At 67.3% G+C, this 13974-nt stretch carries 12 protein-coding genes; 4 read left to right on the forward strand and 8 right to left on the reverse strand.

What is annotated here, in order from left to right; genetic code table 11:
- Position 1 precedes the first annotated feature (1 nt).
- Positions 2 to 484: a GNAT family N-acetyltransferase gene (locus FMZ75_RS04820; RefSeq protein ID WP_166141524.1), complete on the forward strand. Its 483-nt coding sequence runs from the start codon at positions 2 to 4 to the stop codon at positions 482 to 484.
- On the opposite strand, the gene FMZ75_RS04825 is transcribed toward FMZ75_RS04820, so the two are convergent.
- From FMZ75_RS04825 to FMZ75_RS04855, 7 genes are read right to left on the reverse strand one after another with little or no spacing between them, the layout of a single operon-like run.
- Positions 438 to 1739: a BatD family protein gene (locus FMZ75_RS04825; RefSeq protein ID WP_166141525.1), complete on the reverse strand. Its 1302-nt coding sequence runs from the start codon at positions 1737 to 1739 to the stop codon at positions 438 to 440. The two genes, FMZ75_RS04820 and FMZ75_RS04825, sit on opposite strands and share 47 nt — an antisense overlap.
- The gene (locus FMZ75_RS04830) at positions 1739 to 2593 is read right to left on the reverse strand and encodes a tetratricopeptide repeat protein (RefSeq protein WP_166141526.1); all 855 of its coding nucleotides are present in this window, start codon (positions 2591 to 2593) and stop codon (positions 1739 to 1741) included. The genes FMZ75_RS04825 and FMZ75_RS04830 overlap by 1 nt, the downstream gene beginning before the upstream one ends.
- On the reverse strand, positions 2590 to 3501 hold the full coding sequence (locus FMZ75_RS04835; RefSeq protein WP_166141527.1) for a VWA domain-containing protein: 912 nt from the start codon (positions 3499 to 3501) through the stop codon (positions 2590 to 2592). Before FMZ75_RS04835 ends, FMZ75_RS04830 begins: the two co-directional genes overlap by 4 nt.
- On the reverse strand, positions 3498 to 4463 hold the full coding sequence (locus tag FMZ75_RS04840; protein WP_166141528.1) for a VWA domain-containing protein: 966 nt from the start codon (positions 4461 to 4463) through the stop codon (positions 3498 to 3500). The genes FMZ75_RS04835 and FMZ75_RS04840 overlap by 4 nt, the downstream gene beginning before the upstream one ends.
- Positions 4460 to 4909, reverse strand: a complete 450-nt coding sequence (locus FMZ75_RS04845; protein ID WP_166141529.1) for a DUF4381 domain-containing protein — start codon at positions 4907 to 4909, stop codon at positions 4460 to 4462. Before FMZ75_RS04845 ends, FMZ75_RS04840 begins: the two co-directional genes overlap by 4 nt.
- Complete coding sequence (locus FMZ75_RS04850; protein ID WP_166141530.1) at positions 4893 to 5810, reverse strand: DUF58 domain-containing protein; 918 nt, start codon at positions 5808 to 5810, stop codon at positions 4893 to 4895. The genes FMZ75_RS04845 and FMZ75_RS04850 overlap by 17 nt, the downstream gene beginning before the upstream one ends.
- A complete protein-coding gene (locus FMZ75_RS04855; protein ID WP_166141598.1) occupies positions 5807 to 6799 on the reverse strand; it encodes a MoxR family ATPase in 993 nt (330 codons plus the stop codon). Before FMZ75_RS04855 ends, FMZ75_RS04850 begins: the two co-directional genes overlap by 4 nt.
- A 364-nt stretch (positions 6800 to 7163) precedes the next feature.
- On the opposite strand from FMZ75_RS04855, the gene FMZ75_RS04860 reads away from it, so the two are divergent.
- From FMZ75_RS04860 to FMZ75_RS04870, 3 genes are read left to right on the forward strand one after another with little or no spacing between them, the layout of a single operon-like run.
- Complete coding sequence (locus FMZ75_RS04860) at positions 7164 to 10577, forward strand: response regulator (protein WP_166141531.1); 3414 nt, start codon at positions 7164 to 7166, stop codon at positions 10575 to 10577.
- Positions 10574 to 11404, forward strand: coding sequence for a protein-glutamate O-methyltransferase CheR (locus tag FMZ75_RS04865; protein WP_166141532.1), 831 nt, complete (start codon positions 10574 to 10576; stop codon positions 11402 to 11404). The genes FMZ75_RS04860 and FMZ75_RS04865 overlap by 4 nt, the downstream gene beginning before the upstream one ends.
- Positions 11401 to 12987, forward strand: a complete 1587-nt coding sequence (locus FMZ75_RS04870) for a hybrid sensor histidine kinase/response regulator (protein ID WP_166141533.1) — start codon at positions 11401 to 11403, stop codon at positions 12985 to 12987. Before FMZ75_RS04865 ends, FMZ75_RS04870 begins: the two co-directional genes overlap by 4 nt.
- Positions 12988 to 12993: 6 nt before the next feature.
- Here the strand turns inward: FMZ75_RS04870 and FMZ75_RS04875 are convergent, their stop codons facing one another.
- Complete coding sequence (locus tag FMZ75_RS04875; protein ID WP_166141534.1) at positions 12994 to 13974, reverse strand: LLM class flavin-dependent oxidoreductase; 981 nt, start codon at positions 13972 to 13974, stop codon at positions 12994 to 12996.

Below are 13974 nucleotides of genomic sequence, written 5' to 3' on the forward strand. Positions count from 1 at the left end.
GATGCTCATCCGCCCTGCTTCCGCAGAAGATCGCGCAGAGATCTGGTCGATCGTCGAGCCGGTGATCCGGGCCGGCGAAACCTATACGCTCGACCGAGAAATGAGCGAGGATGACGCGCTCGCCTACTGGCTCGGCGCGGACAAAGAAACCTTTGTGGCCGAGGAGAACGGCGCGATCCTCGGAACCTATTACATGCGCCCCAACCAAGCGGGCGCTGGACGCCACGTCTGCAATTGCGGATTTATGACGCGCGGCTCGGCAGCCGGCCGAGGCGTCGCGCGCAGAATGTGCGAGCACTCTCTGGAGCACGCGCGAAGCCGAGGCTATAGGGCCATGCAATTCAACTTCGTCGTCAGCGCGAACGAACGCGCCGTGCGCCTGTGGCGATCGCTGGGCTTTCAGATCGTCGGTCGGCTGCCGCTCGCTTTTCACCATCCTACCCGCGGTTACGTCGACGCGTTCTTGATGTATCGGCTCCTATAGCCGAGGCGCAGCCTTCGAGAACCTCGAAGCCTCCGCCCTTTCCCGCCCAAGCGCCCGCGATCGCCCGCGCGAGGGGGGCGAGCGGCGCCGGTTCGGGAGGCTCGCGCCCGTAGAGCGCGCAATCGAGCGCCGCGAGCGCCGGACCTATGTCCGCGCGCGCGGCGATCTTGCGCCAGCGTTCGGGATCGGCCTGCGCCAAGCGGGCGGCCGCATGGCGGAAGGCGGCGGCGTCTTTCGCGCGGGCGGCGCGGCGCAAGGCTCCGAGCTCCCTCGGACGGCGTGCGAGAAGTCGCGCCGGGAGAGAGCCGAGCAGCAGGACGAGAGCCACCGCGCCGACGAAGCTCGCCAGAGCGGCGATGAGCGGCTGCGGCGCGGTGAGGCCGGGGCTCTCGCGCAGCCGCGCGGCGACCCGCTCGCGCCCCGCCTCGGCGAAGGCGACGCGCCGCTCCGGCGCCAGCGCCTCGCGCATCCGCCGCGTCGCAACGTCGAACCAGGCGATGCGGATCGCCGGCGCGAAAGCCGGGACCGCCGACACCGGGCGCACGCTCCAGCGATAGACGGCATGGGCGATCGGCCCTTTGTCTGTCACGATGGTCCGCCGCTCCACCGGCGCGGCGAAAGTGATGAGTCCCGGCGCGCGGAAATTGGGCAGCGCCGGCAGCCGGTCGGCGGTGACGCCCTCGGCCTCCACAGTCAGCGTGCGCCGCGCCGTCTCGCCGAAGGGGATTTTATCGGGCGCCGGCTCCCAGGCGTCGGTCATGCGCAGGCTCTTCGCCGGCAAGAAATTCTCGCTCGGCGGAACGAGAGCGTCACGCGCGCGCACCTCGATTTGGAGAGGCGCGGAGACATATTCGGCCTCGACCTTGCCGCTCTCCTCTATGCGATAGGCGATGCGGCGCTTGAAGGGCGGGATGGTCAGCCGTCCGGCGCGCAACGGATAGATCATCAGCACGCGCTCGACCACCGGCGTCCAGAAACCGTCGATCATCTCCTCGCTGGAGGCGTCGACGCCGAATTGCTGCCAATCGAAATCGACGAGCGAGGGCTGGATGATGTGATCGAGCAGCACATGGCCGCGTATGGCGGAGCGGATCACCAGCCGCAGCGGCTCGCCGACATAGGGCGTCTCAGTGGGGATTTCGGCTTGCGTCTCGACGCGCAGCTCGACGCGGCCGAAGGGCGGCTCCTCCTGCGCGGCGGCGCGCGAGAAGGGGAGAAGCAGCAGGCAAAACAGCAGGACGAGACGCGTCGCCATCAATCGTCCTCCTCCAGCGGGCCGCCGCCGGCGCGCAGCCGCCGCGCCTTTTCGGCGGCGATGCGCAGCTTCAGAAAGCGGCCGGGATCGTCGTCGAGATTTTGCAGCCAGTCGGCGCTCGGCCGCACCGAGCGCGCCTCCAGCCGGCGGCGCACGCGGCGGTCGCGCTCGTGCAGCAGAGCGGCGACGTCGATCCTCTGCCCGCCGGTGCGGCCGGCGCCCTCCGAGGCTCCGACAGCGCCCGTCGCGCCGGCGCCGCTCTCCGCCGACTCCTCCTGGCCCTTGCCGAGCTTCGAGGCTTTGGCGCCGCCGCGATCGGCTGGCCGCGAACTCGTCTCGCGCTCGCCCGCGGCGCCCTCCCCGCCTCCACCCTTGTCGTCGTCGAGACTGCCGAGCGCGCGCTGCCGGCCCATGGCCGGCGAATTGGCCCTGGCGTCGCCGCCGCCGCTCTCGCGCTCGATCAGGCCGAGCAGCAACGATTTGTTGTAGGAGGCGTCGTCATCGTCGGGATCGGCGCGCAGCGCGCGATCATAGGCGGCGACGGCCTCCTTGTAATGTCCGGCGAGCGCCAGCGCATTGCCGAGATCATAGGCGCTGTCGGCATCGCGCGCGAAGGCGGCGGCCGCCTCCTCGAAGCGCCCGGCGGAATAGAAGGCCGCGCCTTTCCAGGCCGGATCGGCGAAGACATTCGCCGCGGCGGAGGCGAGCCCCGAGGCGAGAAGCGCGCGACCGCCGAGCTGTCGGCCGAAGCTGCAGCCAGCGACGAGAAGCGATAGAATGAGGAAAAACAGGGCGAGCCCGAAGGCTCTCGGTCCGAGGCGCGGCGCCTCACTCCTGTGACGATGCGCGCTCAATCGCCCCTCCCGCGCAGAGCGAGCAGCAGCGGCGCCGCCGCGAGCAGAAGGACGAAGCGCCCATAGTCCCGCCACGCGAGCGCGCGCAATTCGCCGCTGCCGATATGGGCGACGCCGCGCGCCTCTATCGCGCGCGCGATCTCCTGCGGATGCGCCGCGTCATCGGCGCGCCCGCCTCCGGCCGCGGCGAGCGATGTCATCGCGGCGCGGCGCGAGGAATCGCGCGCATCGGCGCCGGAGCGGGCGGAAACAAAGAGGCTGTGCACTCTGTGTCCTTCGCGCGCGAGCGCGGCCGCGAGACGTTCGGCGCGCGCATCTAACCCCTCGCCGTCGCAGATCAGCGCGACATCGGCCGTCAAAATCTGCGTCTCGCGCAGCAGATGGCGGGCGAAGGCGAGCGCGCGGTCGGGCTCGGCTCCGCCGTCTGGAACGGTCCGATCGTCTATTGCGAAGAGCAGGGATTGGAGCGATTTCGCATCGTCGGTGAGCGGGCTCGCGAGATAGGCGTCGCCGGCATAGAGCACGAGGCCGAGCCGGCGCGCGCCGGAACGCTCGATGAGATATTGCGCCGCCGCCACACCCTGCGGCAAGCGCTCGGCGCGCGACACGTCGAGCAGGATCAAAGTGGCGTCGAGATTGCGAAATTGTTCGGCGCCCGGAGTTTTCATCGCGGGCCCGCAGAGCGCGAGCGCGATGAGCGCGACGCCGACAAAAAGCGGGCCGTCGCGCCGCGTCGCGCCGGCGATTTTGTGACGACGCGAAATGACGGCGAGGAGCGCCGGATCGATGACGCGGCGCCAATCGCCGAGCGCATCGCGACGTCGCGTCGCGACGAGAAGCAGAGCCAGCGCCGGCAGAGCGAGCAGCCAGAGCGGGCGCAGCAGAGCGTAATCGCCGAAATCGATCATCGCCGCTCCCTCGTCGCGAGCGCGAGCGCCGTCGCCGCGAGGAAAGCGAGCGCGCCCGGATAGATCCACAGCTCGCGGTAGATGATCGTCGGCGGCGCCGGCGCGGGACCGGCGAGCAGCGCCTCTATGGCGCGCGTCGCGGCGTCGAGCTCCGCGCCTGTGCGCGCACGAAAGGCGGCGCCGCCGCCGATCTCGGCGATATGTTGCAGAGCGACGAAATCGACCGCGTCCGTATCGCCCGGATCGGCGGCTGTGTCGTTCACGCCGAGGCCGATGGTGAAAATGTCTACGCCCATCGAGCGCGCCAGTTCGGCAACGGCGACGGGCTCGCTGGAGCCGGCGTTATTGGCGCCGTCCGATAGGAGAATCACGATGCGCGACGGCGCCGTCGAATCGGAAAGACGCTTCAGCGCGAGACCGAGCCCTTCGCCGATCGCTGTGGAGCGGCCGACGAGGCCGATCTCCATTTCCTCGAGCGCGGCGCTCACCGCGCGAAGATCGAAGCTCAGCGGCGCCGCAGCGAAAGCGGTCTCGGCGAAAACGACGAGGCCGATGCGATCGCCGGCGCGACGGCGTATCAGCTCCGCGCCGAAATGTTTCAGCACGGCGAGTCGGCTCGCGGCGGCGCCGTTCAATTCGAAATCGGTTTTCGTCATGCTGCCGGAGAGATCGAGCGCGAGCATGATGTCGCGACCAGCGGCCGGCAGAGCGGCGACGGCGCCCGCGATCCGTGGTCCCGACAGCGCGAGCACGAGTCCGATCCAGGCGAGCGCTCGGATGATCGCGCGCCGAGAGAGACGCGATCGGCTCGTCGAAGCGCCGGCGCCGAGCCGCTCGCGCATCGTCGCCGGCAATGGCAATCCGCCGCCCGGCGCCGCGTCGCCGCCGAGCAGAAGGCGCAGCAGCCAGGGCGCCGGCAAGAGAATGAGAGCGAGAGGCGTCGCCAGCTCGAGCCCGCTCATCGATCGAGCCTCGACAAGAGTTTTTGCAAGGCGCGATCCAGCGTCTCGCTCGGATCGTCGGCGCGCGGACGATAGAGCGCATCGCCGAAGGCGCGGCCCTCCCCTTCGCTGAACAGGGTCGTCGCGAAGAACCTATCGAGCCGCGCGAGCCAAGCGTCGCCATGGAGACGCGCGGCGCCGCCATCGAGCGCGCCGACGAGATCGCGCAGCATTTTCGCTTGCGCCGCGAGTCGCTCCGGGGCCGGCAGCGCGCGCGTATCGGCGAGAGAAGCGAGCGCCGCGCGACGCAGAGGCCGGCGATGCGCGCGCCAGAATCGCAAGGCGAGCGCCAGCATGGCGCCGGCGAGGGAGCCGACGAGCGCCATGAGCAGAATCTCCGCCGCTCCATCCGGCGGCGGCGCGCGCAGGGGCCGCAATTGCTGGAGCAGATCAGACGGATCGGCCATCGAAACGCTCCATATCGAAACGCTCGAGAAGACGGGCGACCGCCTCGGCCTCGAGGCCGGCGTCGACCTCGAGCGCGCGTGCGCCGAGCCGGCGCAGACGCGCCGGCCGCTGGTCGGGCGCCGGCGCCGCGCCCTGCGCAATGCGCAGCGTTCCCTCTTCCTCGCCCGTGCGAAACGGATAGAGGCCGGGCGCCGGCGCCAGCTCGAAACGATCGGCGATCAGCAGCACGGAGAGATCGCGCCGCCGCGCGAGACGCGCGGCTATGGCGTCGAAAGCCTCGCCCGGAAAATCCAGCGCGCTGGCGAGACTGACGGCCGATGATCCGCCGACGCTCTCCATTTGCTCGAGCGCCGCGGCCAGCGACGGCCCGACCGCTTCGCCATTGTCCGAGAGCGCCGCGCGATGCGCCTCGACGAGCGCGACGATGAGCGGCGGAAGGCCGCGCGCGCCGGCCGCCCAACCGAAACGGCGCGCGCCCTCGGCGCCGATCGCGCCGAGGCCGACACGGCCGCGCTGCTCGATCACGCGCCAGGCCGCGGCGACGGCGGCTTCCGCCGCCGCGACGGAGCGAAAGGCGCGGCGCGTGCCGAACAACATGGGCGCCCGAAAATCGACGAGAAAAAGCACGGAGCGCTCGCGCTCGTCGTGAAAGCTGCGCACATGCGGCGCGCCGGTGCGGGCGGTGACGTTGCGATCGAGGTTTCGAATATCGTCGCCGTCCGACCAGGGCCGAACATCATAGGTCTCCGCGCCGCGACCGCGCCGACGCTGCGCCAGACCGCCGAAAGGCGCCGCCGCGGCCGCGCGGCGCGCGCCGCTGCGCGCAAAGAGCAGCCGCAGACGCATCAAGGCTTCGACGTCGAGATCGACGCCGACGACGCGCTCCTCCGCCGCGCTCATGCAGGCGAAACCATTTCGAGATAGGCGCGAATGACGTCGCGCGGCGTCTCGCCCTCGGCCAGCGCGCGCCAGCCGAGAATGGTGCGGTGCGAGAGAACGTCGACGGCGAGCGCGCTCACATCCTGCGGCGCGACATAATCGCGCCCATCCAGAAAGGCGCGCGCCTTGGCGGCGGCGGCGAGCGCCAGAGTGCCGCGCGGCGAGGACGGATGCGCGATCTTCGCCGCGAGCTCCGGCGCGACGCCCGCATCGCGCGGCGCGGCGACGAGGCGCACGATATAATCCTTCACCGCCGCGGAGAGATGAACCGATCGCGCCGCATGGCGCGCGGCGGCGATCTCCTCCGCCTCCAACGCCGCAGGCGGCGCGACGGCCTCGCCCTGATCCTCGCGCTCGACGAGATCGAGAATGCGGCGCTCCGTCGCGACATCGGGCAGAGCGAGCTCGACATGAAGCATGAAGCGATCGAGCTGCGCCTCCGGCAGCGGAAACGTGCCCTCGTGCTCTATCGGATTTTGCGTCGCGACGGTCATGAAAGGATCGGGCAGCATATGCGTCGCGCCGGCGATGGTCGCCTGACGCTCGGCCATGGCCTCGAGCAGCGCCGATTGCACTTTGGGCGCCGCGCGATTGATCTCGTCGACGAGCAGCAGCGAATGAAAAATCGGCCCCGCCGAAAATTCGAAGACGCTTCTGTCCTGTCGCCAGATCGACGTGCCGGTGATGTCGGCGGGCATCAGATCGGGCGTGCATTGAATGCGCGCGAAAGTAAGATCGCAAGCGCGCGCGAGCAGCTTGACGGCGCGCGTCTTGGCCAATCCCGGCGCGCCCTCGAGCAACACATGGCCGTCGGCGACGAGGCCGATCAGTAGGCGCTCGACCAGCGCATCCGCGCCGATGAGGCGGGATCGCAGATATGTCCTGATCTCCGCGAGCCGGGCGCAGGGCTCGCCGACCCGGCCTCGAGAGGAAAAGCGAAGCGGTTCCATTGGATTCATGCGTTTGTCCATCGGACTCTGTGACGCGGTGGCGAAAGACTTTCGCCTCTGCGGCGCGCGCTGTCGAGGGACAATTATCTAAATCATATGGGCATTTTTCCCGCTTATTCGTAGAATTCCGTCCAGGTCGAAGCCTCTGCCGGTCCGGCCTTCAGGCGCGGCGGCGAGAGCGCGGCCTATTGACGCGACAATTCCAATATTTATACCATGCGAGACGAACGGTCGTTTCGACGTCCGTTCGGACTGTTTTCGCGGCCGTAATGCTTTATCAACGCGTCCCGCCCCCAATGGCGCGCGACGATTCCGGACCTTTCAGACGCGCCCGAAACGGCGCCCTTTCGCACGGAGAAACATAATGTCCCCTGGCGAGACGAGCGGCGCCTTTCTGGTGGACCACACTTCACTCCGCGCGTCTCATGGGCTCGACGAAGCGACCTTCGCCGATGTGCGCTTCGTCGGCGCGGCGCTGTCTCCGCGCGTGCCGGAAATGATCGAGGATTTCTACGCTTGGCTGCGCGGCTTCTCCGATTTCGCGCGCTTTTTCTCGGACCCGCGCGTCTTGCAGCGCGTAAAGGCGCAGCAGCAGAGCTATTGGACGGATTTTCTCGCCGCAGAGGTCGACGAGGCCTATGTGGAGCGCCGCCGCATCATCGGACGCACCCATGCCCGCATCGAGCTCGGCCTGCTCATCTATCTGCTCGCCATGGAATATGTCTCGGCCTGGCTGCGCCGCGCGATCGAGATGGACGAGCGATTGCGCGAGAACCGGACCGCCGTTCTGTCGGTGAGCAAGCTGATCGCCTTCGACTCGGCGGTCGTCGTCGACACTTACGGCGCGCTGACGGCGCAGAACCTCGAGGATCACCGCGAGCGCCTGCACCATGTCGCCAGCGTGATGCGGGCGGTGACGGAAGGCGATCTCGAACGCCATATAGAGCTCGCCGGCCCCGGCGATATTCTGGGGCTTTCGCTCAATGAGCTCGTCGACAGCCTGCGCGGCGTCGCTCGCGAGATGGAGGCCATCGCGGGCGGCGATTATTCCGCGCAGCCGGCGCCGCGCAGCGAGAAGGATCAGCTCGGGAAATCGCTGCAGGCGATGACTCGGGCGCTACGCGAGGCCGCGGAGCGCAACGAGCGCCAGATGTGGCTCGCCGAGAACGAGACCGCGCTCGGCCAGGCGATGAGCGGCAATCCGACGATGCGCGAGCTGGCGCATCGCGTGCTCTCGCTGCTGTGCCGGGCGCTGAATGCGCAGGTCGGCGCGCAATATGTGGTCGAGGACGGCGGCGCGACGCTGCGGCTCGCCGGAACCTACGCCGCCGCCTCTGGAATGCGCGAGCGATGGCGGCTCGGCGAGGGGCTGGTGGGTCAGGTCGCTCTGGAGAAACGGCGTCTGATGGTGAGCGACATTCCCGAGGACGGCTTCGCCATCCATTGGGGCCTCGGCGAAACGCCGCCTCGCCATCTCGTGATCTTTCCGCTGCTGCACGAGGGCGAGACGCGCGGCGTCATCGAGCTCGGCGCGATCAAGCCCTTTTGCGAAAAGCGTCTCGAATTTCTCGACTTCGTTTCGACCGGCGTCGGACAGGCGATCGGCTCCGCCGAGGCGCGGGCGCGCATAGGGCAATTGCTGGAGGAATCGCGCACGCAAGGCGAAGAGCTCACGGCGCAGCAGGAGGAGCTGCGCCAGGTCAACGACACGCTGGAGGAGCATACGCGGGCGCTCGAATTGCAGAAGGAAAATCTTCTGGCGACCGAAGCGGCGCTGCGGCAAAAGGCCGAGGAGCTCGAGCGCACGAGCCGCTACAAATCGGAATTTCTCGCCAATATGTCGCATGAGCTGCGCACGCCGCTCAACAGCTCGCTCATTCTGGCCAAGCTGCTCGTCGACAATCGCGACGGCAATCTCGCGCCCGAGCAGATCAAATATGCGCAGAGCATCTATTCGGCCGGCAATGATCTTCTCGTGCTCATCAACGACATTCTCGATCTCTCCAAGATCGAGGCCGGCAAGATCGAGCTCGATATAGAGCCGACGGCGATCGCGCCGCTGCTCGCCGATCTCGAACGCCGTTTCGAGCCGCTGGCGGCGGAGCGACGGCTGCAATTCTCCGTCGTGATAGAGCCCGGCGCGCCCGAGACATTCGACACCGACCGCCAACGCCTGCAGCAGATTCTCTCCAATCTGCTCGCCAACGCCGTGAAGTTCACCGAGCGCGGCGGCGTGCGCCTCACCGTGCGGCGAGAGGATTCGCAGCGCCTCGCCTTCATCGTGGAAGACACCGGCATCGGCATAGCCGAGGATCAGCAAGAGGCGATCTTCCAGGTCTTTCGCCAAGCCAATGGCGCGATCAACCGCCAATTCGGCGGCGCCGGCCTCGGCCTCTCCATCTCGCGTGAATTCACCGAGCTGCTGGGCGGCTGGCTCGCGGTGCGCAGCGCGCCGGGACGCGGCAGCACATTCACTCTGCTGCTGCCGCTGCACGCCGATGGCGGGCCGATCCGGCCCGTCGCGCGGCGCGAAGAAGCGCCGCCGCCCGTCGCGGAACGCGCGCCGGCGCCGATCGCCGACGACCGCGACGCCATCGCCGATTCGCGCCGCATCGCGCTGATCGTCGAGGACGATCCCGCCTTTGCGGAAATCCTCCGCGATCTCGCGCGCGAGCTCGGCTTCAAATGCATCGTCGCGGGCGCGGCCGGCGATGCGCTGCTGCTGGCTCGGCAATTCCGGCCGGAGGCGGTGGTGCTCGACATCGGGCTTCCAGATCAATCCGGCCTCGCCGTGCTCGAGCTTTTGAAGCGCGACTCGGCGATCCGCCATACGCCGATCCATGTGGTTTCGGTGCATGATTATCAGAAGGTCGCGCTGGAGATGGGCGCTGTCGGCTACATATTGAAGCCGGCCAAGCGCGAACAGCTCGTCTCGGCTTTTCGCCTGTTGGAAGACCGGATGCAGCGCGAGAAGAGATCGATCTTGATCGTCGAGGACGAAGGCGTTCAGCGCGCCGCGCTGATCGATCTTCTGTCCTCCGCCGATGTGGAGCTCGTCGCCGTCGCGACGGCGGAGGAGGCTCTGCGCGAGATCGCGGCGCGCGCCTTCGACTGCGTCGTTCTGGATCTGATGCTGCCGGGCGTCAGCGGCTTCGAATTTCTGGAGCGCATGAGCCGCGACGAGACGCTCTCGGCGCCGCCGGTGATCGTCTATACGGCGCGCTCGCTCAGCATCGACGAGGAGCAGAAGCTGCGGCGACTGTCGAAATCCGTCATCGTCAAAGGCGCGCGCTCGCCGGAACGCCTCATCGAAGAGACGACGCTGTTCCTGCATCAGGCGGAATCCGAGCTGTCTCCCGCGCAGCAGCATATGCTCGAGATCGCGCGCCGCCGCGACAGCGTGCTCGACGGCCGCCGCCTTCTGCTGGTCGAGGACGACGTCCGCAATATATTCTCGCTGACGGCCGTGCTCGAGCGCGAAGGCGTGGCGGTGCAGATCGCCCGCAACGGCAGAGAAGCGCTGGAGCGCATCGATCGCGATCCGGCCATCGACCTCGTGCTGATGGATCTGATGATGCCGGAGATGGACGGGCTGGCGGCGATGCGCGCGATCCGCGAACGCGAGGACAAGGCCGCGCTGCCGATCATCGCTCTGACCGCCAAGGCCATGCCCGACGACAGAGCGCAATGTCTCTCGGCCGGCGCCAATGATTATATCTCGAAGCCGATCGATATCGAAAAGCTCTTGTCGCTGATTCGCGTCTGGATACCGAAATGATCGCACTCGATTCCGACGAGAAAGCCGAGATCGAGCTCGACCTCCTGCTGGAGGCCATCTACCGGCTCTATCAGCACGATTTTCGCGGCTATGCGCGCTCCTCGCTGCGCCGGAGCGTGGCGCGGGCGCAGATCGCGCTGCGCTGCGCGACCATCACCGATCTTCTGGACCGCATCGTCCACGATCCCGGCGCTTTCGCGGAGGCGCTCCGCTATCTGACGATTCAGGTGAGCGATCTCTTTCGCGATCCCGGCCACTATCGGCATATGCGCGAGACCGTCGCGCCGCATCTCGCGACCTATCCGTCGCTGCGCATTTGGGTGGCGGGTTGCGGAACCGGCGAGGAGGCCTATTCCATCGCCATTCTCCTGCATGAGGAGGGGCTGCTCGAGCGCGCGCTGATCTATGCGACCGACATAGACAAAGAGAGCATGGCGATCGCGCAGGCCGGCGCCTATGAGCTCTTCCGCATGAGCGGCTTCGCCGAAAATTATCGCCGGTCCGGCGGACGCGCGTCGCTCTCCGATTATTTCATCGCCCGCGGCGCCTGCGCGAGCGTCGCCCCCTTCCTCGAGCAGCGCATTTTGTTTTGCGACCACAGCCTCGCGACCGACGCCGCCTTTGCGGAAATGCACCTCATCTCCTGCAGAAACGTGCTCATCTATTTCGATAGGACCTTGCAGGATCGCGCGATCGGATTGTTTCGCGAATCGCTCTGCCCGCGCGGCTTCATCGGCCTCGGGTCGAACGAGTCGCTCGCCTTTTCACGTCATGCGTCTTTTTTCGAACACCTTTCGACCGACGAGCAAATCTATCGGGTGAAATGATGAGAGCGATCGAAAACTCCTCGAACCCGTCCGGCCGCAGGCGCCCGGCGGCCGCCGATTTCGACGCCGGCGGCGCAGGCAAGCTTCCAGTCGTGCTCATCGTCGATGATTTCCCCGAGAATCTGATCGCTATGGCGGCGATGCTGCGCTGCGGCGAATTCGAGATCGTCACCGCGCAATCGGGCCGCGCCGCGCTCGACATTCTGCTCGAAAAGAGCGTCGCGCTCGCCATCATCGACGTGCATATGCCGGAGATGGACGGATTCGAGCTGGCGACTCTGATGCGCGGCGTCGAGAAGACGCGCTATGTGCCGATCGTCTTCGTGACGGCGCATTCGCCCGACGTCTCGCGCATGTTCAAAGGCTATGAGGTCGGCGCCGTCGATTATCTGTTCAAGCCGATCGACGAGCAGGTGTTGCGCAGCAAGGTCGACGTCTTCGTCACGCTGGAGCGCCAGCGCCAGCAGCTGTTGCAGATCGAGCGGATGCGCGACATGTTCGTCGGCATTCTGGGGCATGATCTGCGCAATCCGCTGCAGAGCATTCTGACCTCCGCCGAGCGTTCGCTGACCAAGGCCGAAGACGACGACCACCGCAAGGCGCTGCACATCATTCGCCAGAGCGGCGGCCGCATGGCGCGGATGATCGAGCAGATTCTCGACCTCACCCGCATCAGAATGGGCGGCGGCCTCGCCATACGCCCCGCTCCAGCCGATTTTCGGCGCATCGTCGAGCAGATCGCCGATGAATTCGCCGGACGCGAGAGCCTGTTTCGCCTCCAATTCGACGGCGACATGCAGGGTGCCTGGGACATCGACCGCATTCTTCAGCTCCTGTCCAATCTCGTCGGCAACGCCGTCGAGCACAGCCCGGCGGGCGCGGCGGTGTCGCTGCGGATCGACGGCGTCTCGGCCGGCTGGCTGGCGATCGACGTCTGCAATGAAGGACCCGGCGTGCCGAGCGCGCTTCGCGACGCGCTGTTCGAGCCATTCGCCAGCGGCGACCGCCTGCGCGGGCTCGGGCTCGGACTGTATATCTGCCGACAGATCGTGCTGGCGCATGGCGGAGCGATCGAATTCGAATCGGACGATGCGCAAGGCACGCGCTTTCACATTCTGTTGCCACGCCACTGCACGAGCGAGCACCGCCCCGCCATCGACATCCTCGACGACGCCCGCGCAGTGGCGCGCCCGCCGCAGCGCCGCAATGGAATCATCCTCATCGTCGATGATGATCCCGATGTGCGCGATTCGCTCGAGCTGCTGCTGACGACAGAGGGCCATGACGTGCTGGCCGCGGCCGACGGCGATGCGGCGACGCGGATCGTCGTCGATGGACGCGCGCGGCCGGACATGGTGATCATCGATTATCATCTGCCCGACGGCGTTCACGGCCCCCATGTGGTGCGCCGTCTGCGCGAATTGCTCAATCACGATCTGCCCGCGCTGGTGCTGAGCGGCGGGCCTGCGGACGCCGACCGCATCCCGCTGCAGAACAGCGCGCATCTCGGCAAGCCCGCGGACGTCGAGCGGCTGATCGAGACCATACAGAAATTTCTCGCGCAGGCCGCCGAGCGATCATGAGGGCCGTCAAACGCCGGCGGCGACGAGCCGCGGGCGAATCTTCGCGGCGAAATCGTCGAGACTCGCCAGCGCGCGCGGCTCATTCGCGGTCGCCGGCTTCAGCAGCAGCGAGCGAACGCCGAGGCGCCGATGAATGTCGACGATCTTCTCGGCGATCTCCTCATATCCGCCGATCAGCGAACGCTCGACGATCTCCGCCGGATCGAATGAGGCCGGAGCGTTCTGCGCGAGAAAGATCCCGCGCATACGATCCGCGAAGCGGACGATGAAAGGCAAAGCCTCGTCGAGCGCGCGCTCGCGCGTCTCCGCGGCGTAATAGAAGCGCGCCAGAGCGAGACGCGGATCGGCGTCCGGTCCCGTCGCGCGATAGGCGGCGACCGCCTGCTCGATCTTGGCGATCGGCGCGGGCGAGGCCGCCATAATGCCAAAGCCTTTGCGCGCCGCATATTCGATCGCTGACGGCGTCGATGTGGCGATCCAGGTCGGAATCGGCTCTTGCAGCGGCTTGGGGCAGAGCGCGAGATCGTCGACCTGAAAATGCGCGCCCGAGAAAGTGACGCGATCCTCATAGAGCAGACGCTCGATCAGCTCGAGCGCCTCGAGAGTCATGTCGCGCGTCTCGTCCTTGGCGGCGTGAAAATGCTTGTTCTGCGCCGGAAAGGGCCCGCCCCTGGCGACGCCGAAATCGAAACGGCCATTGGAGAGAACGTCGATGGTCGCGACATCCTCCGCCACCTGAATCGGATTGCGGAAAGCGAGCAGCACCGCCGCCGAGCCGAGCCGCACGCGCGAGGTGACGCCTGCGAGATATGAGAGCAGCGTCAAGATCGATGGGCTGACGGCGTCATCGTCGAAATGATGCTCGGCGACCCAGGCGTCCTCGAAGCCGACCTCCTCCGCGCGGCGCACGAGACTCGTCTGCGCGTCGAAGCAGGCCTTATAGTCGCGGACAGGGTTCTCATAGGTGCAGAACACGCCGATGCGCAT

This window comes from Methylosinus sp. RM1 (assembly GCF_011378635.1).
GTDB classification, from domain to species: Bacteria; Pseudomonadota; Alphaproteobacteria; order Rhizobiales; family Beijerinckiaceae; genus Methylosinus; species Methylosinus sporium.

Excerpts from the sequence above, each read along its gene's own strand:
- FMZ75_RS04820 (WP_166141524.1), top strand. The coding sequence starts at position 2 with ATGCTCATCCGCCCTGCTTCCGCAGAAGATCGCGCAGAGATCTGGTCG.
- FMZ75_RS04825 (WP_166141525.1), bottom strand. The coding sequence starts at position 1,739 with ATGGCGACGCGTCTCGTCCTGCTGTTTTGCCTGCTGCTTCTCCCCTTC.
- FMZ75_RS04835 (WP_166141527.1), bottom strand. The coding sequence starts at position 3,501 with ATGATCGATTTCGGCGATTACGCTCTGCTGCGCCCGCTCTGGCTGCTC.
- FMZ75_RS04840 (WP_166141528.1), bottom strand. The coding sequence starts at position 4,463 with ATGAGCGGGCTCGAGCTGGCGACGCCTCTCGCTCTCATTCTCTTGCCG.
- FMZ75_RS04845 (WP_166141529.1), bottom strand. The coding sequence starts at position 4,909 with ATGGCCGATCCGTCTGATCTGCTCCAGCAATTGCGGCCCCTGCGCGCG.
- FMZ75_RS04850 (WP_166141530.1), bottom strand. The coding sequence starts at position 5,810 with ATGAGCGCGGCGGAGGAGCGCGTCGTCGGCGTCGATCTCGACGTCGAA.
- FMZ75_RS04855 (WP_166141598.1), bottom strand. The coding sequence starts at position 6,799 with ATGGAACCGCTTCGCTTTTCCTCTCGAGGCCGGGTCGGCGAGCCCTGC.
- FMZ75_RS04860 (WP_166141531.1), top strand. The coding sequence starts at position 7,164 with ATGTCCCCTGGCGAGACGAGCGGCGCCTTTCTGGTGGACCACACTTCA.
- FMZ75_RS04865 (WP_166141532.1), top strand. The coding sequence starts at position 10,574 with ATGATCGCACTCGATTCCGACGAGAAAGCCGAGATCGAGCTCGACCTC.
- FMZ75_RS04870 (WP_166141533.1), top strand. The coding sequence starts at position 11,401 with ATGATGAGAGCGATCGAAAACTCCTCGAACCCGTCCGGCCGCAGGCGC.
- FMZ75_RS04875 (WP_166141534.1), bottom strand. The coding sequence starts at position 13,974 with ATGCGCATCGGCGTGTTCTGCACCTATGAGAACCCTGTCCGCGACTAT.